This is a genomic window from Pseudomonas sp. (assembly GCF_049301935.1).
GTDB lineage: Bacteria > Pseudomonadota > Gammaproteobacteria > Pseudomonadales > Pseudomonadaceae > Aquipseudomonas.
The window spans coordinates 1-20,264 of record NZ_JBAQLP010000121.1; the positions used below are offsets into that span (position 1 = coordinate 1).

Here is a 20,264-nt window from a genome sequence, read left to right on the forward strand (position 1 = left end):
ACCCCGCACCTTGCGATGCCTCGTTCCATTGTCGAAGGCGCTCTTGATTCAGCCTTCTAGATTCACCCGGTGACACGGGTGGTTCCCACCAAGGGGAACAACTTCATTAAGCGACTTCGTGTCGCACTTCGACCTGGTTGTTGTCGATGGGCACGGCTCCATCCTCCAGGTAGCGCGTCAGCGCTACCCAGCGTTTGAGGCTGTAATCCAAGGCTTTTGCCGTGGCTGATCCGTTGGGCACAAGATCACGCTGGGCCAGCATCCAGTCATGCAGCGTATCGAGGATCGGTGAGGCCTTTTCCTGCCGTATTCGCCAACGCTCTTCATCGCTCATGTCCCATACCTGCCGCTCGATTTCGTATAAACCGCCCATCGCGTGCAGTGCCTGTTCGGCCAGCTGGCTTTTGTTTGCCGCATGAAGATCGAAGAACTTGCGGCGGGCGTGGGCCATGCAGCCAATTTCGGTGATGCCCTGCTCGAAGCTGGCCTTGTAACCGGCGAAGTCGTCGCAGACCAGCTTGCCATTCCACTGACCCAGAAAATTGCGCGCATGCTCACCAGCACGGCTGGGGCTGAAGTCGTACACCACGGCCTTCAGATCGGTGAAGGGCGTGGTGCTGTAGGCCCAGACGTAAGCCCGATGGGTTTTCTTCTCGCCTGGGGTGAGCATTTGCACCGGGGTTTCGTCAGCGTGGATCACGCGTTGGGCCAGCACGGCTTCGCGCAGGGCATCGACCAGCGGCTGGAGTTGCACGCCGGTTTGTCCGACCCACTGCGCCAGTGTCGAGCGGGCGATGGCCAGGCCGGCACGGCCAAAGATTTTCTCCTGCCGGTACAGCGGCAGGTGGTCGGCGAATTTGGCCACCATCACGTGAGCCAGGAGGCCGGCGGTGGGGATGCCCTTGTCGATCACCTGGGCCGGCACGGGGGCCTGGATCAGGGTTTCGCACTGGCGACAAGCCCATTTGCCACGCACGTGCTGCTCAACGGTGAACACGCCCGGGGTGTAATCCAGCTTTTCGCTGACGTCTTCACCGATGCGTTGCAGCTGGCAGCCGCAGGCGCACTGGGTGTTCTCTGGCTCGTGACGAATCACGGTGCGCGGAAATTGCGCGGGCAGCGCTGTGCGCTTGGGTTGTTGGCGCGGTTCGGCTGGAGCAACCGGAGGATTGATGGCTTTCAACTCCGCCTCGATGGCGGCGATGTCGGTGTCGAGCAGGTCATCCAGCAGGCTGCCCTGGGCAGGGCTCAGCTGCTCGCTGCGCTTGGCGAATTTGTGCCGCTTGTACCAGGCGATTTCGTGGGTGAGCTGCTCGATGATAGTCTGATCACGGTGGATCTTTTTGCCCATCGAATCGACCTGCGTGAGCAACTGCGCGGCCAGGGCGCGCAGTTGCTCAGCTGTCAGTTGGTCGAGATTGGGCGAGGAGTTCATGCCGCTGATTGTGCCAGAGCAGGCGCTCGGCGCAGATACACCGATGGGCTAATGGCCGGTGCTACAGCACTGTGATTGCGCCGGCTGCACCAACGCGCTGCCAGGGCAAACCCAGAACCAGCGCCTGAAGTTGCTCGCCGTCGAGCTCGACCTCCGCGCCGTGGCGGATGCCTGGCCAGTGAAACTTGCCCTGGTTCAATCGCCGTGCGGCCAGCCAGATACCCACGCCGTCATGCACCAGGACTTTCATGCGGTTGGCGCGTCGATTGGCGAAGAGATAGGCGCAGTGGGGCTTCGCTGCACCGAACACCGCCACCACGCGGGCCAACGCGGTTTCCGTACCCGCGCGCATGTCCATGGGCTCGGTGGCGAGCCAGATGCTATCGATGCGGATCACTGGGTGAGACCACGGACAAAGCGGGCGCATCCCTCAGGATCGGAGGCTGGCCATTTCACGGTGATCGCTTGCTCGCCAAGCGGTAGCTCGATCATCACCGATGCTTCAGTCGAGCGTTTAGGCGCAGCCCTCACTGGAACGAACGCCGGCAACGCAGCTGGCAGTTGATCTCGATAAAGCGGTAGCCACTTGCGAATGACGTTGGCGTTGATGCCGTGGCGGATGGCAACGCTGGAGACGGTCGCACCGGGTTGCAGGCACTCCTGAACAACCTGGGCCTTGAATGGTTTGGGGTAAGAGCTTCGTTGGCGCATGGGAGTCCCGGCGATAAGGGCTATCGCGTCCGCTTAAAAATACGCGGACACCATCGCCCTTAATGCTGGAGTTCGGAAGGTGACTTGGCTGGACGCTTACGCTTGGCGTGGGGCAGGAGAGTGCAGGGGGATGATGTAGGGGGGGCTGGTAACCACTGCCGAACTCCAGTAATACATTCTGGCTTCGTATTATGGCGCTGGAGTTGTCTCAGTTTTCTTAGCGGTCAGCTCAGAAATCAGTAGCTCTGGCGATTTCTGCTGTGGGTCACAGGATATCTTGCTGAACGTATAGCCCATCTTCTCATCCGGCATAGCGAGCGCTGCTCGCTTGTACTTCAGCACGGCGATGCTTGCGTCACCGGCGTCTGGCAAGCCGCAGTAGGATGGTGGCAGCAAGAAAGCCGAATAGGCGATAGCACCGTTGAGCCGTTTCTCATAGAAGCTCTTCTTGAGAATTCCGCTGCTCATGGTGAGCAAAATAATACTGAAATAGGCTATAGCCATCCAGGCACATACATGGCTACCGGATGCAAAGTCGAACTTAGTGCCTTTTCCCTTCTTCCAGTCTTGGTAGATGCCCCAGATCAGCACCAACACTGTCAGCGGGATGCTGATGAAGCCAACGACAAACGAAACTGCTAGAAGCCAGATGGTTGGCGTCAGGATGAAGGTAAGGAACATCTGTGCCCCTGGTAGTTCCTGTGCGGGAAGACCGGTGAGCTCAGAGATGGCCATGTCTGATTGGATTTTGGAGGTGGTGACGATACAGACGGTTAGTAGCGCACCTATGTACTTCAAAAGGCTTTTGTACTCAGCAACCGTCGGTGTCAGGTCCCAGTAAAACCAGAGGTAAGCTGCCGCTGTGATACAGGTTGCGGTTAGCAGCATCAGTCCAATAGGTTGTTGTGGTTTCCAGCCTGTCAGTTGGCTGATGCCGGTGACGGCATACAGAACGAGTAGTAGCCCCACGAACAGTGCCATCGAGTACTGTTGGGCTTTCCACCTCTTTATCTGCAGGTACCAAGCTAGCTTCTCCGGAGAAGATCGGACGTTGGCTATGTGTCCGAGCAAGGCTGAAGTGGCAGAAATGAACACGAGTACTAGGGCGAATTCGAGCATAGAGCTTCCTTTGTGGCATTGAGGGTGGTGCCGGATCGCAGGTCATCGACCAGTTGGCGGACTTCTCAATTACTGTATATCTAGACAGTATTGTACGGAACCCCCTCCACCTCACTTTTTTATCCTTGCTCGCGGCGGGGCCAGCCCCTGCGTCTTACAGGCCTTGGTGCCCGTGCTGGATAACATCGAACAACGGCGTATAAACGCGTAGCCAAGGTGCACGCATAGGTACCGAGAATTTGGATCTTCACTTCCGAGTGCTTGAGCAAAAGGGGCAGGGTAGAAGCACATCTCCGTCGAAGGATGCTCCAACAAACCCATCACTTTCGGGCCCACAGAGCATCAAAAGGACTACTGGTAGACCCCCAGCTCGACTCGTCCTAGGTAGTCTTCAATTGCTCTAAATCCAAGTGGGTTTCCACCAACGTGAGCGGAACAAGATCTGCCAGGTGTCTACAGGGTTTTTGAAGCCATTCTTCGGCAAGCGGCTGACTGCCAAAAACCGTGGTTGCGTACTCAAAAACCTTGGCGAACTGAAAGGCTACTGAGTTCTGTGAAGCATTGAGTCCTGAGGTCCCGTCATCAGTCTTTTTTGGCTTCGACTTGTCCAAAATTCGATCAATGACCTTATGCATAGAGCTTGGAAATGGAGACCATGGCACGGACGTCTTGCAGTGCGAAACCATCTTTTTCCAGCAAGAAAATGCTGAGTTGGCTCAGTTGGTCGGTTCTGACCTGAGTCAGATAATCCGTTGGCTTCCGAACCTCGGAAGGTGAAATGGCCATCTGGGCATGAGGAGAAACCATAGGGTTCACTTGTCACGTTGGGTGATGGAGTGGGTTTAGGTCTGATCCATTCTAGGTGGACTGAAAGCGCAAGGCTTGCGTGCTTCAGGCTGGTCGTGTGGAGAGGAAATTTCGAAATTGAGTATTTTCGGGCGAGATTGTTCTAAATTTTCGCTAATAAATCCGAAGTGCTTGCGAGTCTCATGGGAAAAGTTTCGAACTTCCGAAGTCGCGAGCTTGTGTAAGTTGCCAACCCTTTACAGCTGTTGTCAGCCACCAGCGCCACATATGTTATTTAACATAATATACATTATGCGAAGCCTTAGGAGATTTCCCTAGGTCCAACCCTACGCAGAAAATAGCTCTGCGCAGGTGTTCGTATAATGTGAGTTATGTTTAACGCGCACTGAGATCCAGCAACACGCGGCCACGGCTTGGACAGGTTTCCATATAGCGATGCGCTTCGACTACCTCGTCGAAGCTGAACACCTTGTCGATCAGCGGCTTGAGCAATCCGTCTGCAGTCAACTGATTGATGTTTTGCACGGCCTTGGCCACTGCCGCCTGATCCTGCGGAATGTTCAGTTCTTCCTTGCCGGTGAAGTTGCCGATGCAATGCACGAAGAACTGGATGTTCTTCTGGAACGCTGCGCAGGCTGGGAATGGCGTTTCATTGCCGCCTTGCAGGTCGAACAGGATCAAGCGGCCACGCGGCGCAATGGCATCGCCCAGCAGGCACATCTGTGGGCCGCCGAGTGCGTCCATTACCACATTCACGCCACGGCCATCGGTCAGCTTGCTGACGCGGCTGACCAGATCCTGCTCCTCGGTGAGGATGATGTGATCGGCGCCCAACTGCTTGAGAAAATCTCTGTCTTCAGCAAAGGCTGTGGCGGCAATTACCGTGGCGCCGAGGGCTTTGCCCATCTGCACGATATACGGGCCCCAGCAGCGGCTGGCGGCGGTTACCAGTACGCTTTCGCCAGGCTGCAAACGGGCCAGTTCGCTGAAGCCGAACCAGCCGACCATCGAGGGCAGATAGTGCACGGCGGCCTGTTGCGCGGTCAGGTTGTCCGGGTAACGCGCTAGAGAGCTGCGCGGCAATACCACCTGCTCGGCGTAACTGGGATAACGATTGGCGCTGTGCCCCGGGAAGCTGGCTACCCGGTCGCCCACGGCCAGGTCGGTAACCCCGTCGCCGACTGCCAGCACCACGCCGGCTAGTTCGTGGCCCAGGCCTGCCGGTAATTGCGCCGGGGTATTGGCCAGGTTCTGTCGCCAGAGCACGTCGTACCAGCTGACGCCCACAGCCTCAACACCGACCAGTACTTCACCTGCGGCCGGCGCAGGGGTTGCACGTTCTTCGATCTTGAGGACATCGGCCTCACCAAACTCATGGAAACGAACTATGCGGGACATCGCAAACCTCTTCGGTTGACCCATTCAGGTCGCGGCAGCTGTCTGGCATTTCTGCGCTATCGCTATACAGGTGTGGCGACCCCTTATGGCCACGGACTTTATCCGGGCTTTGCCAGCAATTCCACCGCTCGGGGCTGATATTCACCATGCTTGTCGATGATGATGAGCCACAAACACATCATTTACCCGGGCATATTGCCTGGCGACAGCATTCGGCATTAGCCTGAGTCGCGCGCAAAACCGCAGCCACTCCAGAATGGACACCGGATGAACCGTAACGATCTTCGCCGCGTCGATCTCAACCTGCTGATCGTCTTCGAAACGCTGATGCATGAACGCAGCGTGACCCGTGCGGCGGAAAAACTGTTTCTCGGCCAGCCGGCCATCAGCGCTGCCCTCGCCCGTTTGCGCAGCCTGTTTGACGACCCGCTGTTCGTCCGTACCGGCCGCAGCATGGAGCCTACCGCGCGGGCCATGGAGATCGCCGCCCTGCTCTCGCCAGCGCTGGATTCGATCTCCACTGCGGTCAGCCGCGCCGCCGAGTTTCACCCGGCCACTAGCACTGCAGTGTTTCGCATCGGCCTGTCGGATGATGTCGAATTCGGCTTATTGCCGCCGCTGATCAAGCGCCTGCGCGCCGAAGCGCCGGGGGTGGTGCTGGTGATTCGGCGCACCAACTATTTACTGATGCCGTCGCTGCTGGCCTCTGGCGAGATTTCCGTGGGCGTCGCCTACACCGATGAACTACCGGCCAATGCCAAGCGCAAGGTGCTGCGGCGTAGCAAACCGAAACTACTGCGTGCCGATACGGCCCCTGGGCCACTCAGCCTGGATGATTTTTGCGCGCGGCCCCACGCGCTGGTGTCCTTTGCGGGCGACCTCGGTGGCTTTATCGATGAAGAACTGGAAAAACTCGGGCGCAAGCGCCGGGTGGTCCTCGCCCTGCCCCAGTTCAACGGCCTGGGTACCCTGCTCTCCGGCACCGATATTATCGCCACGGTTCCGGACTACACCGCTGCCGCGCTGACCTCCGCTGGCGGCGTGCGCGCCGAGGAGTTGCCGCTGCCGGCGCAAACCTTCGAGCTGCATATGGCCTGGCGCGGCGCCCAGGACAATGACCCGGCGGAACGTTGGCTGCGTTCGCGCATTCAGATGTTCTGCGGCGATCCGGACAGCCTGTAACGCCCGTCCGTAATCCATATATGGGTTACGGACGTAGGATAGGTTGAGCGCAGCGATACCCATCGGCCCATGGGTATCGCCTACGGCTCAATCCATCCTACGTGTGCATTGATACAAACCTTCACATCATCATCCCTGGTGATACTTATCTTCGAATCGTTCGATTCGTTGTCACCAGCGGCCCTGCGCACACTTCGCCCATTCACAAATCCGACTGGCGGAGTCTTATATGCAACAGTCAAACAGCCTTACCTGGCGCCTGCCCTTGGTTATTGCCGCCAGCCTGGTGCTTAGCGCCTGCGGCCAGGCGCCCGAAGCCATGTCGCAGATGCCAGCGGCCAAGGTCAGCGTCGCCGAGGTGCTCGAACAACCGATCAACGAATGGGATGAATTCACCGGCCGTCTGGAAGCGCCAGAGTCGGTGGAAATTCGCCCAAGGGTGTCCGGTTTCGTCGATAGCGTGGCCTTTAATGAAGGCAGCCTGGTGAAAAAAGGCGACCTGCTGTTCCAGATTGACCCACGGCCGTTCCAGGCCGAGGTCAAACGCCTCGAAGCCCAGCTGCAGCAGGCTCGCGCCAGCCAGGCGCGGACCCAGAGCGAAGCCAATCGCGGCGAGCGCCTACGCCAGAGCAATGCCATCTCCGCCGAACTGGCCGACGCTCGCGCTAGCGCCGCGGCAGAAGCCAAGGCCGCAGTGGCCGGCATTCAGGCAGAGCTGGATAACGCCCGCCTCAACCTCAGTTTCACCCGGGTTACCGCGCCCATTGATGGCCGCGTCGGCCGGGCGCAAATCACCGCCGGCAACCTGGTCAATGCCGGGCAAAGCCTGCTGACCACCCTGGTCAGCACAACCCGGGTGTACGCCTATTTCGATGCCGATGAGCGGGTGTTCCTCAAATATGTCGAGCTGGCGCGCCAGGCCGGCGGTCAGGCCCGCGATGCCAGCCCGGTATACCTGGGCCTGTCCAGCGAGGACGGCCACCCGCACCTGGGGCAGCTGGATTTTCTCGACAATCAGGTCAACCCGCAAACCGGCACCATCCGTGGCCGTGCGGTATTCGACAATGCCGACGGCCAGTTCACACCGGGGCTTTACGCCCGTCTGAAACTGGTCGGCAGCGGCCAATACGCCGCCGCGCTGATCAAGGATGAAGCGGTCGGTACGGACCTGGGCAAGAAGTACGTGCTGGTGCTCGATAAGGACAACGCCGTGCAGTACCGCGCCGTTGAGTTGGGACCGAAGCTGGAAGGCCTGCGCATCGTGCGTAGCGGTCTGGCCAAGGGCGAGAAGATCGTGGTCAACGGTCTGCAGCGCGCCTTCCCCGGCTCCACGGTTGACCCGCAAAGCGTGCCCATGGCCGATGAAAAGACCCAGGCACTGCTGACCGAGCAACGTCAGGCCATCGAACGCCAGAACAGCCGCCGGGTTGCTGCGAAAAACAGCCCCGCCAACACTGCGCCCCGCGGCTAATAGGTAGAAGACCATGAATTTCTCGCAATTCTTTATCCAGCGGCCGATCTTCGCCGCCGTGCTCTCGCTGTTGATCCTGATCGGCGGGGCCATCTCGCTGTTCCAGCTGCCGATCAGCGAATACCCGGAAGTGGTGCCGCCTACCGTGGTGGTGCGCGCCACCTTCCCTGGTGCCAACCCCAAGGTGATCGGCGAAACCGTCGCCTCGCCGCTGGAGCAGGCAATTACCGGTGTGGAGGGCATGCTCTATATGTCGTCCCAGGGCACTGCCGACGGCAAGATGACCCTGACCCTGACCTTCGCCCTCGGCACCGATCTGGACAAGGCCCAGGTGCAGGTGCAGAACCGCGTCTCCCGCACCATGCCGACCCTGCCCGGCGAAGTGCAGCGCCTCGGCGTGACGGTGGACAAGGCCTCGCCCGACCTGACCATGGTGGTGCACCTGACCTCGCCGGACGACCGTTACGACATGCTGTATCTGTCCAACTACGCCGCGCTCAACGTCAAGGATGAGCTGGCACGGCTGGATGGCGTGGGTGATGTACAGCTGTTTGGTCTGGGCAACTACTCGTTGCGTGTCTGGCTCGATCCGAACAAGGTCGCCTCGCGCAATCTGACTGCCAGCGATGTGGTTAACGCCATCCGCGAACAGAACCGTCAGGTCGCCGCCGGTTCCCTCGGTGCGCCGCCCTCGGACGCTGGCAACAGCTTCCAGCTGTCGATCAACACCCAAGGCCGTCTGGTGACTGAGGAAGAGTTCGAGAACATCATCATCCGCGCCGGTGAAAACGGTGAAATCACTCGCCTGAAGGACATCGCACGTATCGAGCTGGGCTCCAGCCAGTACGCCCTGCGCTCCTTGCTCAACAACAAGCCGGCGGTGGCCATCCCGGTATTCCAGCGCCCCGGTTCCAACGCCATCGAGATTTCCGATGCGGTGCGTGCGCGCATGGCCGAGCTGAAGCAGAGCTTCCCGCAGGGCGTGGACTACGAGATCGTCTATGACCCGACCATCTTCGTGCGCGGCTCCATCGAGGCGGTGGTACATACCCTGCTCGAAGCCATCATCCTGGTGGTGCTGGTGGTGATTCTGTTCCTGCAGACCTGGCGCGCGTCGATCATCCCGCTGGCTGCCGTGCCGGTGTCGTTGATCGGCACCTTCGCCGTGATGCACATGTTCGGCTTCTCGCTCAATGCGCTGTCGCTGTTCGGTCTGGTGCTGGCCATCGGCATCGTGGTGGACGACGCCATCGTGGTGGTGGAAAACGTCGAACGGAATATCGGCCTGGGTAAAACTCCGGTAGAGGCCACCAAGCAGGCAATGAAGGAAGTCACCGGGCCGATCGTCGCCACCGCCCTGGTGCTGTGCGCGGTGTTTATCCCCACGGCGTTTATTTCCGGGCTTACCGGTCAGTTCTACCAGCAGTTTGCGCTGACCATTGCCATCTCGACCGTGATCAGCGCCTTCAACTCGCTGACCCTTTCGCCTGCCCTGGCCGCCGTGCTGCTGAAAAGCCACGACGCGCCGAAAGACCGCTTCTCCAAGGTGCTCGACAAGCTATTTGGCGGCTGGTTGTTCAACCCGTTCAACCGCCTGTTCGACCGCGCCAGCCATGGCTATGTCGGCACGGTGAAGCGCGTGCTGCGCGGCAGCGGCATCGCCCTGTTCGTCTACGCCGGGCTGATGGGCCTGACCTACCTGGGCTTTGCCACCACGCCCACAGGCTTTGTGCCGGCGCAGGACAAACAGTACCTGGTCGCCTTCGCCCAGCTGCCGGATGCGGCGACCCTGGACCGCACCGAAGACGTGATCAAGCAGATGTCGGCAATCGCCGGCCAGCACCCCGGTGTAGAAAACACCGTGGCCTTCCCCGGCCTGTCGATCAACGGCTTCACCAACAGCCCGAACAGCGGCATCGTCTTCACGCCACTGAAGCCCTTTGATGAGCGCAGTGATCCCTCGATGAGCGCCAGCGCCATCGCCGCCGAGCTAAACGCGCAATTCAGCGAGATTCAGGACGCCTATATCGCCATCTTCCCGCCACCACCGGTGCAGGGCCTGGGCACCATCGGCGGCTTCCGCCTGCAAGTGCAGGACCGTGGCAACCTGGGTTACGACGAGCTGTACGTGCAAACCCAGAACGTCATCGCCAAGGCGCGTCAGTTGCCGGAGCTGGACCCGATGTCGGTGTTCACCAGCTACCAGGTGAATGTGCCGCAGATCGATGCCGCCATCGACCGCGAAAAGGCCAAGACCCACGGCGTGGCGATCAGCGACATCTTCGACACCATGCAGATCTACCTGGGTTCGCTGTACGCCAACGACTTCAACCGCTTTGGCCGTACCTATCAGGTCAACGTGCAGGCCGAGCAGCAGTTCCGCCTGGAGCCGGAGCAGATCGGCCAGCTCAAGGTGCGCAACAACCGTGACGAAATGGTGCCGCTGTCAGCGTTCCTTAAAGTCAGCGCCAGTTCCGGTCCGGATCGGGTGATGCACTACAACGGCTTCCTCACCGCCGAAATCAACGGCGCGGCAGCGCCCGGCTACAGCTCCGGCCAGGCCGAAGCGGCGATGGCCAAGCTGCTCAAGGAAGAACTGCCCAACGGCATGAGCTTCGAATGGACCGACCTGACCTACCAGCAGATTTTGGCCGGTAACAGCGCGATCTTCGTCTTCCCGCTCTGCGTGCTGCTGGCCTTCCTGGTGCTGGCTGCTCAGTACGAAAGCTGGAGCCTGCCGCTGGCGGTGATCCTGATCGTGCCGATGACCCTGCTGTCGGCCATCACCGGGGTGATCCTGGCCGGTGGCGACAACAATATCTTTACCCAGATCGGCCTGATTGTCCTGGTGGGCCTGGCCTGCAAGAACGCCATCCTGATCGTCGAATTTGCCAAGGAGAAACAGGAAGAAGGCATGGACCGCATCGCTGCGGTGCTGGAAGCCTGCCGCCTGCGTCTGCGGCCGATTCTGATGACCAGCTTCGCCTTTATCATGGGCGTGGTGCCCCTGGTGCTGTCTTCCGGCGCCGGTGCGGAAATGCGCCATGCCATGGGCGTGGCGGTGTTCAGCGGCATGCTCGGCGTGACCTTCTTCGGCCTGCTGCTGACGCCGCTGTTCTATGTGCTGATTCGCGCCTGTGTGGAGAAGCGCGAAGCGCAGAAAGTGGCGCGTTTGCAGGAGGCGCAGGTATGAAATCCCTTAACGCCAAGCCGCTGGCCATCAGCCTGTTGACCCTCACGCTGACAGCCTGCGCCGTCGGCCCAGACTACCAGGCCCCGATCACCGCGCCGGCCCAGCTAAGCAGCGCGCAAGGCAGTAGCTACGACCGTTCGCGCTTCGAAGCCAGCTGGTGGCAGCAGTTCGACGACCCAGTGCTCAACCAGCTGGTCGAGCAATCGCTCAAGGAAAACCGCCAGCTGCGCGTGGCCTTTGCCCGCCTGCGGGCGGCCCAGGCGATCCGCGATGACCTCGGCAACGACCAGTTGCCGACCATCACCAGCCGCGCCAGCGGTGAATTCGGCAAGGCCCAGCAACCCGGCGTTACCGAGCAGCGCGTGCGCGGCGAACGTTACGACCTGGGCCTGGACATGCTCTGGGAACTGGACCTGTTTGGCCGTATCCAGCGTCAACTGGAGGCCAGTGATGCCGAGCTGGACGTGGCCGAGGCGGATTACCAGCAGCTGCAGGTCAGCCTGATTGCCGAACTGGTGGATGCCTACGGCAGCCTGCGTGGCGCGCAACTGCGCGAACGCATCGCCCGCGCCAACCTGAAAAACCAGCAGGAATCGCGCGCCATCACCGAGCAACTGCGGGTCGCCGGCGTCGGTAGCCAACTGGATGTGCTGCGCAGCGATGCGCGTCTGGCCGGCACCGAAGCCAGCCTGCCGCAACTGCAGGCGCAGCAGCAGCGCGCCAAGCACCGCATCGCCACCCTGCTTGGCGAGCGCCCGGATCAATTGAGCGTGGACCTCTCGGCCCAGGAGCTGCCCGCCATCGCCAAGGCACTGCCAGTGGGCGACCCCGGCGAGTTGCTGCGCCGCCGTCCGGATATCCGCGCCGCCGAACGGCAACTGGCCGCTGCCACCGCGAATATCGGCGTGGCCACGGCGGATCTGTTTCCCAGAGTGAGTCTTAGCGGCTTTCTCGGTTTTACTGCCGGGCGTGGTTCGCAGCTGGGCGCATCGAAGGCGCAAGCCTGGGGCCTGGCGCCGACCATCAGCTGGGCGGCGTTTGATCTGGGCAGCGTGCGTGCACGCCTGCGCGGCGCCGAAGCCGAAGCCGATGGCGCGCTGGCCAACTATGAGCAGCAGGTGCTGCTGGCCCTGGAAGAATCGGCCAACGCCTTTAGCGATTACGGCAAACGCCAGCAGCGCCTGCTCGCCTTGCTGCGCCAGGTGGAGGCCAGCCGCGCCGCTGCCGAACAAGCCGCCGTGCGCTACCGCGAAGGTGAAGTGGACTTTCTTGTGCTGCTGGATGCCGAACGCGAACGGCTAAGCGCCGAAGACGCCCAGGCTCAGGCCGAGGTCGAGCTGTATCGCGGCATCGTCGCCATTTACAAGGCCCTTGGCGGCGGCTGGCAGCCTAACGCCTAACGTGCTTAACGACTCTCCCCCAGGTTGGTCTAGCCAACCCCTTCCCGCCCCACGGCAGTTGCTCCTTGCCGTGGGGCTTTTTTACGCAGCGCCATGCAGTTTTCTACGCACAAGTACGAGCAAGCAGCTCACTGCTATCGCGCCAAAACCTGTCTAGGAAGGATCGACCTTGCTGCGTCGCCACAGCCTGTACTACGGCACACGGCTGTGGGTTTGTGTAGTTCAAGCGGCCATAGTCAGCGCCAAGGGAGGGATGTGTAACGGTAAAAATCATGCCGAAACTGAGTCTTATTCGGCCTGATCCTTTTGTCGCGTCGCCTTAACGGCACTTAGGCATGACAACCCAAACATCACGATGGCCCCCACCGCAATCCATTGTGTAGGAACCTCCAGCAGAACAGCGCCATAAATTAGGCCGCCGATAAAGATAAGGGCACCACCTATATAAAGTGCGAATGACATGTTGTTTCTCCCATTACAGCGCGTTCGACATACGGATACGGCCATGCTACCGGCCGCTTAGAATCCTTTGACCCTAACCTACAGAGGTTTGTTCAGCAGGGCGTTTTTCAACGGACTGCTAGACACTTAGCTGACGGTTTTAAGAGCAAAAAACAGTAATCCCAGGGAGCGGTAGGCGCATATGACTTCGCCCCGCCATGAATAACCATGGCGGGGCGAAGTGGTTTCAGCTGCGGCCGGTTAGGCCGCGATGCGGATCACTTGAGGTCGAAGCGATCCAGGTTCATCACCTTGGTCCAGGCAGCGACGAAATCCTTAACGAACTTCGCTTGTGCATCGCTGGTGGCATACACCTCGGCCAAGGCGCGCAGCTGGGAGTTGGAGCCGAACACCAGGTCAACCTGGGTGGCGGTCCATTTAAGATCGCCGGTTTTGCGCTCGCGGCCTTCCAGCACACCTTCGCTGGCAGACTTCTGCCACTTGGTGCTCATGTCGAGCAGGTTGACGAAGAAGTCGGTGCTCAGGGTTTCCGCACGCTGGGTAAACACGCCATGCTGGGCTTTGCCGGCATTGGCATTGAGCGTGCGCAGGCCGCCGATCAGCACGGTCATCTCCGGCGCGGTGAGTTCCAGCAGCTGCGCTTTGTCGACCAGCAACTCGGCGGCAACGTTTTCGTAACCCTTGCGGGCATAGTTACGGAAACCGTCGACCTTGGGCTCCAGCACCGCGAAGGAGTCGACATCGGTCTGCTCCTGCGAGGCGTCGGTACGACCCGGCGCGAACGGCACTACGACATCCACACCGCCCTTCTTAGCAGCGGCTTCCACCGCGGCCGAACCGGCCAGAACGATCAGATCCGCCAGGGAGATTTTCTTGCCGCCGCTTGCCGAGGCGTTGAAGTCCTTCTGGATGGCTTCCAGCACCGCCAGCACCTTGGCCAGTTCGGCCGGCTGGTTGACTTCCCAGTCCTTCTGCGGCGCCAGACGAATACGCGCGCCGTTGGCACCGCCACGCTTGTCGCTGCCACGGAAGGTGGACGCCGAGGCCCAGGCGGTGTTGACCAGTTGCGCAATCGACAGGCCGGACGCCAACACCTTGGCCTTGAGGCCGGCGATATCCTGCGCATCCACCAGGGCATGGTCGACGGCCGGAACCGGGTCTTGCCAGATCAGCTCTTCTTGCGGCACCAGTGGGCCGAGGTAGCGGGCACGCGGGCCCATGTCGCGGTGGGTCAGCTTGAACCAGGCGCGGGCAAATGCATCGGCGAATTCCTGCGGGTTCTGGTGGAAACGGCGGGAGATTTTCTCGTAGGCCGGGTCCATACGCAGCGACATATCGGCGGTGGTCATCATCGGCGGGTGTTTCTTCGCCGGGTCATGCGCATCCGGGATCAGGTGCTCGGGTTTGACGTTTTTCGGCGTCCATTGGTGGGCGCCGGCTGGGCTCTTGCTCAGTTCCCATTCGTAGCCCAGCAGCATGTCAAAATAGCCCATGTCCCAGGTGGTGGGGTTGGGTTTCCAGGCGCCTTCGATGCCGCTGGTGATGGTGTGCGCACCTTTACCACTGCCGAACTTGTTGATCCAACCAAAGCCCTGCTCTTCGATGCCCGCCGCTTCCGGCTCAGGGCCGACCAGGGCTGCATCACCGGCGCCGTGGGCTTTACCGAAGGTGTGACCGCCAGCCACCAGGGCCACGGTTTCTTCATCGTTCATGGCCATGCGGGCGAAGGTTTCGCGCACATCACGGCCCGATGCCAGTGGGTCAGGGTTGCCGTCCGGGCCTTGCGGGTTGACGTAGATCAGGCCCATCTGCACGGCAGCTAAGGGGGTGGCTAAATCACGATCACCGCTGTAACGGCTATTGGGTTTGTCGCTGGTGGCCAGCCACTCGGTTTCCGGCCCCCAGTTGGTGTCTTCTTCCGGCTCCCAGATATCCGGGCGGCCGCCGGCAAAACCGAAGGTCTTGCAGCCCATGGATTCCAGGGCGACGTTACCGGCCAGGACGATCAGATCCGCCCAGGACAGTTTACGCCCGTATTTCTGCTTGATCGGCCAAAGCAGGCGACGGGCCTTGTCCAGGTTGCCGTTATCCGGCCAGCTGTTGAGCGGCGCAAAACGCTGGTTACCGGTGCCTGCACCGCCACGGCCATCGTGGATGCGGTAGGTGCCGGCGGCGTGCCAGGCCATACGAATCATCAGGCCGCCGTAATGGCCCCAGTCGGCTGGCCACCAGTCCTGCGAGTCGGTCATCAGCGCGGTGAGGTCTTTGATCACGGCATGTAGATCAAGCGTCTTGAATTCATCGGCGTAGTTGAAATCCGCGCCCATAGGGTCGGACTTGGAGGAATGTTGCTGAAGAATTTTCAGGCTGAGTTGGTTAGGCCACCAGTCGGCGTTCTTCGGTGCGCCGCCAGCCACACTGTTGGTTCCGGCAGCACCCGAAAACGGGCATTTCGCATCATTTGACATGTCTCTCTCCTGTTGTTTTGCACCTAACGGGTGAACTCAGCTTGGTAGCTGGACTGCAAACGAGCCAATAGGATTTGGGTATGACCTTTATAGTAGTCCGGGCATATGACTCAGTGACTATAGAGTCATCAGCGTAAAGCAGCTGATAAAGTGGCGACTGTCGGCGCCCTGTTCGCGCCGTGATGCTTCGTTGTAATTCACTCCAAATGAGCGCTTAAACCGTGGAACAAACCAGTCAACCACCAGCCGCCAGCGACGCCGACGTGCTGGCCTATATGCAGCGCCAGCTACGCTCCGGCCGAGTCAAACCGAGCGTGCTGGTGAGCCTGACGCAAAAGGAATTTGCCGATGTCAGCCATGAGCGCCTCGTGCAGTGCTTCAATCAGTTGGATTCTTCCCTACTCAAGCGCTGAGCCTGAACAAGGCGTTCGGGATGTTCGCAAAGAAAGCTGAGGCCGTTATGGCGGTGCTCGATGGTTCAGAAAAATCATCCTGGGCATTAATCTGGGCTTGTTTGCCTATTCGCTGACGATCATCCTTGCGCTGCTGACCCTGTATTTGGATCGCCCAAACAGGTCCGCAACTTGACTCTGCCGCGCATGTTTTAGATACCGGCACAGTATCTGCCTTAGCCAACGCGCCCGGCCCCTTTCGGAGATTCAGATGTCCCGCGTCACCTCACTCAAGCCCCTGCTCGCCCTGATCGCTCTTGCCTGCTTTGCCATGCTCGGCGCTGCGTTGCTGCTGCAGCATCTGGCCGCCTGGGAGCCCTGCACCCTGTGCATTCAGATACGTTTGTGGCTGCTCTGTGGCGGCGTCGTCAGCCTGTTGATGCTGGCGCTAGAAGCCCTCGGCCTGCGTTGGCTGACCCTAGCGCTCTGGCCCTTGCTATTGGCCGCTGCGGGTATGGCGGTGTATGACAACACGCAACTGGTGCTGATCGAAACCGGCGTGCTGCAAAGCTCCAGCTGCTCGCCCTTCCCCTTCTACGCCTTCTACCTGCCGCTGCATGACTGGCTGCCAAGCGTGTTTATGAGCGCGGGGGTGTGCGGGCAGAACGATTACCAGTGGCTCGGCCTATCCTTTACCACCTGGACCCTGGCCGGGGTGAGCGCACTGCTTGGTCTGGTGCTGCTGGCGACCTGGCGTAGCTTGCGTCCGGCTCGCGGTTGATTTATCGGCTGCCTGCCAGCTGCTAGGCAGCCCTATTGCCCCCGCTGCCCCAGCAGCTCAAGGCGCAGCCGCTGGTTTTCCTGCAGCAGCTGGCGTTGGGCGAAGGCTTCGCGCAGTTGGCTGCGCAGGTCGTCGGCGTCCCAAGGTTTGGTGATAAAGCGGAAGATCACCCCCTCGTTGACCGCTTTGAGAATACTGCTGACTTCGCTGGAACCGCTCAGCACCATACGGATGACCTCTGGATAGATAACCCTGATCTTGCGCAAAATCTCCACCCCGCTTATGTCGCTCAGACGCAGGTCGGTCAGCACCACATCCACCGGATGGGTCGCCAGCAGGGATAATGCTTCGACGCTATTGCGGGCGGTCAGGGTCTGGTAATTTTCCAGGCGCAACTCGCGTTGCAAGGCGTTGAGAATGCCCGGCTCGTCGTCGAGCAACAGCAGATAGCGTTGCTGCTCATCGACGAGGATGGTCGGCAGCATCAAGTCGGCGGTTTTGTGGAGAAACTGCAGGCAAGCCTGCACCGGCAAAGGTGGCGAATAGTAGTAGCCCTGCAGCTCATCGCAGCCGGCGGCGCGCAAAAAGCCCAGCTGCTGGGCATTTTCCACCCCTTCGGCAATGACTTTGAGACCCAGGTTGTGGCCGATGGAAATCACCGAGCGCACCAGCGAGGCGCTGTCCGCATCCAGGTGTACATCGGTGACGAAGCTGCGGTCGATCTTCAGTTCGCTGAACGGGAAGCGCTTGAGGTAGCCCAGGGACGAATAGCCGGTGCCGAAATCGTCGATCGAGAACTTTGCGCCCAGGGCGATCAGCGCTTGCATCTTCAGCAACACCTCATCGGCGTCGGTCATCAACATGGTTTCGGTGACTTCCAGCTTGATCTGCGCAGCTGATACGTCATGCAGTTTGAGGATACGCTGCACCCGCTCGACAAAATCCGCCTGCATAAAGCTGATGGCCGAGAAGTTCACGGCGATGCAGATCCCCACCAATTCGTTGCGCCATGCATGCAGTTGCTGGCACACGGCGTTGAATACACAGAAGTCGATACCGACGATCTGCCCGGTTTCCTCGGCCAGGGGGATAAACGCGTCGGGCATTGTCACCTTGCCCTGACGGGTCCAGCGTACCAGGGCCTCAAAACCGCAGAGACGGCCACTATGCAAGTCCAACTGCGGCTGATAGGCCACCCCGTATTCATTGTTTTGCAAGCCTTGGCGGATTTCCCGCTCCAGTTGCAGGCGGTGCTGTATCTGGTCATTCATCTGCGAGGTAAAGGCGCAGATACGGTTACGCCCCTGATGCTTGGCCTGGTACATGGCGGTGTCGGCATTACGCAGCAAGGTGTCGAGGTCCTGGCCATCATCGGGGAAACAGCAAAAGCCCGTGCTGGCGCCGACTACCACTTCCTGGCCGTTGAGCATCAGCGGCTCAGCAACGCTGTCTTTGAAGCGTTCCAGACGGGACAGGCGTTTGCTTAGTGGCTCATCGTCGATAAGCAGGATAACGAACTCATCGCCGCCCAAACGCGCCACCGTATCGATCTCGCTGGCGCAACCGAGCAGGCGTTGCGCGACCTGCACCAACAGCTGGTCGCCGGTGTGGTGGCCGAGGCTGTCGTTGACCACCTTGAAATTGTCCAGGTCCATCAGGGCCAGGGTGAACTCGCTGTGGTTACGGCTGGCGACGGCAATGGCACGCAGAATACGGTCGTTGAGCAGGTTGCGGTTGGGGAGCCCGGTCAGGCTGTCGTGGTTGGCCTGGTGCTCCAATTCCTCCTGGTAACCTTTGGCCTCGGTGATGTCATGCAGGATGCCGATAAAATGACTGACCTTGCCGCGATCATTGACCACCGGGGCCAGGCGCAGATCGTTCCAGAATGCCGAGCCGTCCTTGCGATAGTTGCGCAGGATGGCTCGGCCCTCCTCCTCGGCCAGCAAGGCCCGGCGCAAGCTCTCTCGCTCCGGCTGGTTGGGCTCATCACCCTGCAGGAAGCGGCAATTGCGCCCCATTACTTCTTCGCTGAGGTAGCCAGTGATGCGCTCGAACGCCGGGTTGACATAGATGATCGGCTGATCGCCCTGCAGGTTATCGGTAATCACGATGGCGTTGACGCTGGCCTCCATGGCCCGCGTACGGATACGCAGCTCGAGGTCGCGCTGGCGTTGCTCGCTGACATCCTGGATGACCGAAATGGCGCCCTGCAACACACCCTGCTCGTCATGGAATGGCACCGCGGCATTGAGAATGGTCTTGGCGGCGCCATCGAACGCCTGGATATCAATCACCAGGTTGCGTTTTGCCGTGCCTTTGCGCAGCGCGTAGGCCAGTGGCCAATCTTCGGCGCCCAGGGCAACGCCGGTCTCGGCCCAGGTGCCGCGGTAACAGTCGTACTTGCTCAGCTTGCTGGGTTGTGGGGCGGCCCAGATCAGGCTGTTTTCCGGGTTGCAGAGCAGCATCTGGCCCTTGCTGTCGGCCACGGAGACCCCCACCGGCAGGTTGTCGAGAATCTTGCGCAGCAGCGCTTCGCTTTGTACCAACGCCCGGGTGCGCTGCTCGACCAGTTGTTCCAAACTCTCGAACAGGCGCGCCCGGCCCAGGGCGATGGCCAGTTGCTGGCCGACCGAGGCCAGGGCGTTGAGGGTGTCCTCGGGCCATGCCTGCCCCAGGCTGTGTACGACATTAAGCAGGCCAATGGTTTCACCGCCGAGCAGCAACGGGATAGAGGCGTGACTGCCCCCGTCCAGATGCTCCAGCGCCGGGCAACGGGCGATATTGCTGGGCACGCTCAGGTTGTCGTTAAACCAGGCATGTCGACAAGGGCAGTGATTGCAACAACTCGTCAGCACCTCCAGGTTGTAGTCACCATCGCGTCCCCGGGCGCCGGCGACCCGCACGCGGCGCTCGGTCGCTTCGATATCGCTCAGCAACAGCCAGGTGCCCACCGCATCGGGGAACTGCAGAATACGCGCCAGCGCCGTGTCTATCACGTGGCGCTCGCTATTGGCATCGGTCAGGCCGCTGGTGAAATGGAACAGGCTGTTGAGCAGCGAATTGGTGCGCGCCAGCTCATCGTGCTTGGCTTGCAATGCATGGTTGAGGCGCACGCCCTGTTCGTAGGTGGAAATCAGCAGATCGAGGATCTGCTGGCGGCTGGCGGTGACGAAATGCCGTTCACCGTCGAGTACCACCTCCATGCCCATCTGAACCCGTTCGTGGTCGCGAAACTCAAGATTGACCATAAAGTAGCGGATGCGCGACATCAGGTATTTCTCGTCATAGGGCTTGACGATAAAGTTGTCGGCGCCACAAGCCAGGCCATGCACCACATCGCGGGCATCGGCCAGGCTGGTGACCAGAATCACCGGAATGGCCTGGGTACGCGCGCTGGCCTTGAGCTGGCGGCAGAGTTCGTAGCCATCCATCTGCGGCATCACGA

14 protein-coding genes and 1 pseudogene are annotated in these 20,264 nt (G+C 60.4%); 6 read left to right on the plus strand and 9 right to left on the minus strand.

Annotated elements, in window-relative coordinates; all coding sequences use genetic code 11:
- Positions 1-127: 127 nt before the first annotated feature.
- From tnpC to WA145_RS16100, 6 genes and pseudogenes are all read right to left on the minus strand, one after another.
- Positions 128-1,435 (minus strand): annotated as a pseudogene (gene tnpC / locus WA145_RS16075) (IS66 family transposase); the annotation flags it as partial.
- Positions 1,436-1,496: 61 nt separating this feature from the next.
- Complete coding sequence (tnpB, locus tag WA145_RS16080; protein WP_422582529.1) at positions 1,497-1,832, minus strand: IS66 family insertion sequence element accessory protein TnpB; 336 nt, start codon at positions 1,830-1,832, stop codon at positions 1,497-1,499.
- Complete coding sequence (gene tnpA, locus WA145_RS16085) at positions 1,829-2,146, minus strand: IS66-like element accessory protein TnpA (RefSeq protein WP_071542627.1); 318 nt, start codon at positions 2,144-2,146, stop codon at positions 1,829-1,831. The genes tnpB and tnpA overlap by 4 nt, the downstream gene beginning before the upstream one ends.
- 189 nt (positions 2,147-2,335) lie before the next feature.
- Positions 2,336-3,265 carry a hypothetical protein gene (locus WA145_RS16090; protein ID WP_232867026.1) on the minus strand — a complete coding sequence of 310 codons (930 nt, stop codon included), beginning with the start codon at positions 3,263-3,265 and terminating at the stop codon, positions 2,336-2,338.
- Between the two features lie 380 nt (positions 3,266-3,645).
- Complete coding sequence (locus WA145_RS16095; protein ID WP_422582530.1) at positions 3,646-3,951, minus strand: antitoxin Xre/MbcA/ParS toxin-binding domain-containing protein; 306 nt, start codon at positions 3,949-3,951, stop codon at positions 3,646-3,648.
- 496 nt (positions 3,952-4,447) lie between these two features.
- Positions 4,448-5,470: a zinc-dependent alcohol dehydrogenase family protein gene (locus WA145_RS16100; protein ID WP_422582531.1), complete on the minus strand. Its 1,023-nt coding sequence runs from the start codon at positions 5,468-5,470 to the stop codon at positions 4,448-4,450.
- A 267-nt stretch (positions 5,471-5,737) separates the two neighbouring features.
- Between WA145_RS16100 and WA145_RS16105 the strand changes: the two genes are divergently transcribed.
- From WA145_RS16105 to WA145_RS16120, 4 genes are all read left to right on the plus strand, one after another.
- Positions 5,738-6,652, plus strand: coding sequence for a LysR family transcriptional regulator (locus WA145_RS16105; protein WP_422582532.1), 915 nt, complete (start codon positions 5,738-5,740; stop codon positions 6,650-6,652).
- 229 nt (positions 6,653-6,881) lie between these two features.
- A complete protein-coding gene (gene mexE / locus WA145_RS16110; RefSeq protein WP_422582533.1) occupies positions 6,882-8,123 on the plus strand; it encodes a multidrug efflux RND transporter periplasmic adaptor subunit MexE in 1,242 nt (413 codons plus the stop codon).
- Positions 8,124-8,136: 13 nt separating this feature from the next.
- On the plus strand, positions 8,137-11,316 hold the full coding sequence (locus WA145_RS16115) for an efflux RND transporter permease subunit (protein WP_422582534.1): 3,180 nt from the start codon (positions 8,137-8,139) through the stop codon (positions 11,314-11,316).
- Positions 11,313-12,716, plus strand: a complete 1,404-nt coding sequence (locus WA145_RS16120) for an efflux transporter outer membrane subunit (protein ID WP_422582535.1) — start codon at positions 11,313-11,315, stop codon at positions 12,714-12,716. The genes WA145_RS16115 and WA145_RS16120 overlap by 4 nt, the downstream gene beginning before the upstream one ends.
- 288 nt (positions 12,717-13,004) lie before the next feature.
- Here WA145_RS16120 and WA145_RS16125 read toward each other — a convergent pair whose 3' ends face one another.
- A complete protein-coding gene (locus WA145_RS16125) occupies positions 13,005-13,178 on the minus strand; it encodes a hypothetical protein (protein ID WP_422582536.1) in 174 nt (57 codons plus the stop codon).
- A 257-nt stretch (positions 13,179-13,435) separates the two neighbouring features.
- Positions 13,436-15,646, minus strand: coding sequence for a catalase/peroxidase HPI (katG, locus tag WA145_RS16130; protein WP_422582537.1), 2,211 nt, complete (start codon positions 15,644-15,646; stop codon positions 13,436-13,438).
- A 221-nt stretch (positions 15,647-15,867) separates the two neighbouring features.
- Between katG and WA145_RS16135 the strand changes: the two genes are divergently transcribed.
- Together WA145_RS16135 and WA145_RS16140 are read left to right on the plus strand one after the other, a co-directional pair.
- A complete protein-coding gene (locus tag WA145_RS16135) occupies positions 15,868-16,059 on the plus strand; it encodes a hypothetical protein (protein WP_422582538.1) in 192 nt (63 codons plus the stop codon).
- Between the two features lie 250 nt (positions 16,060-16,309).
- Positions 16,310-16,819: a disulfide bond formation protein B gene (locus WA145_RS16140; protein WP_422582539.1), complete on the plus strand. Its 510-nt coding sequence runs from the start codon at positions 16,310-16,312 to the stop codon at positions 16,817-16,819.
- A 32-nt stretch (positions 16,820-16,851) separates the two neighbouring features.
- Here the strand turns inward: WA145_RS16140 and WA145_RS16145 are convergent.
- The coding region (locus tag WA145_RS16145) for an EAL domain-containing protein (protein WP_422582540.1) at positions 16,852-20,264 on the minus strand (3,413 nt) is incomplete at its 5' end.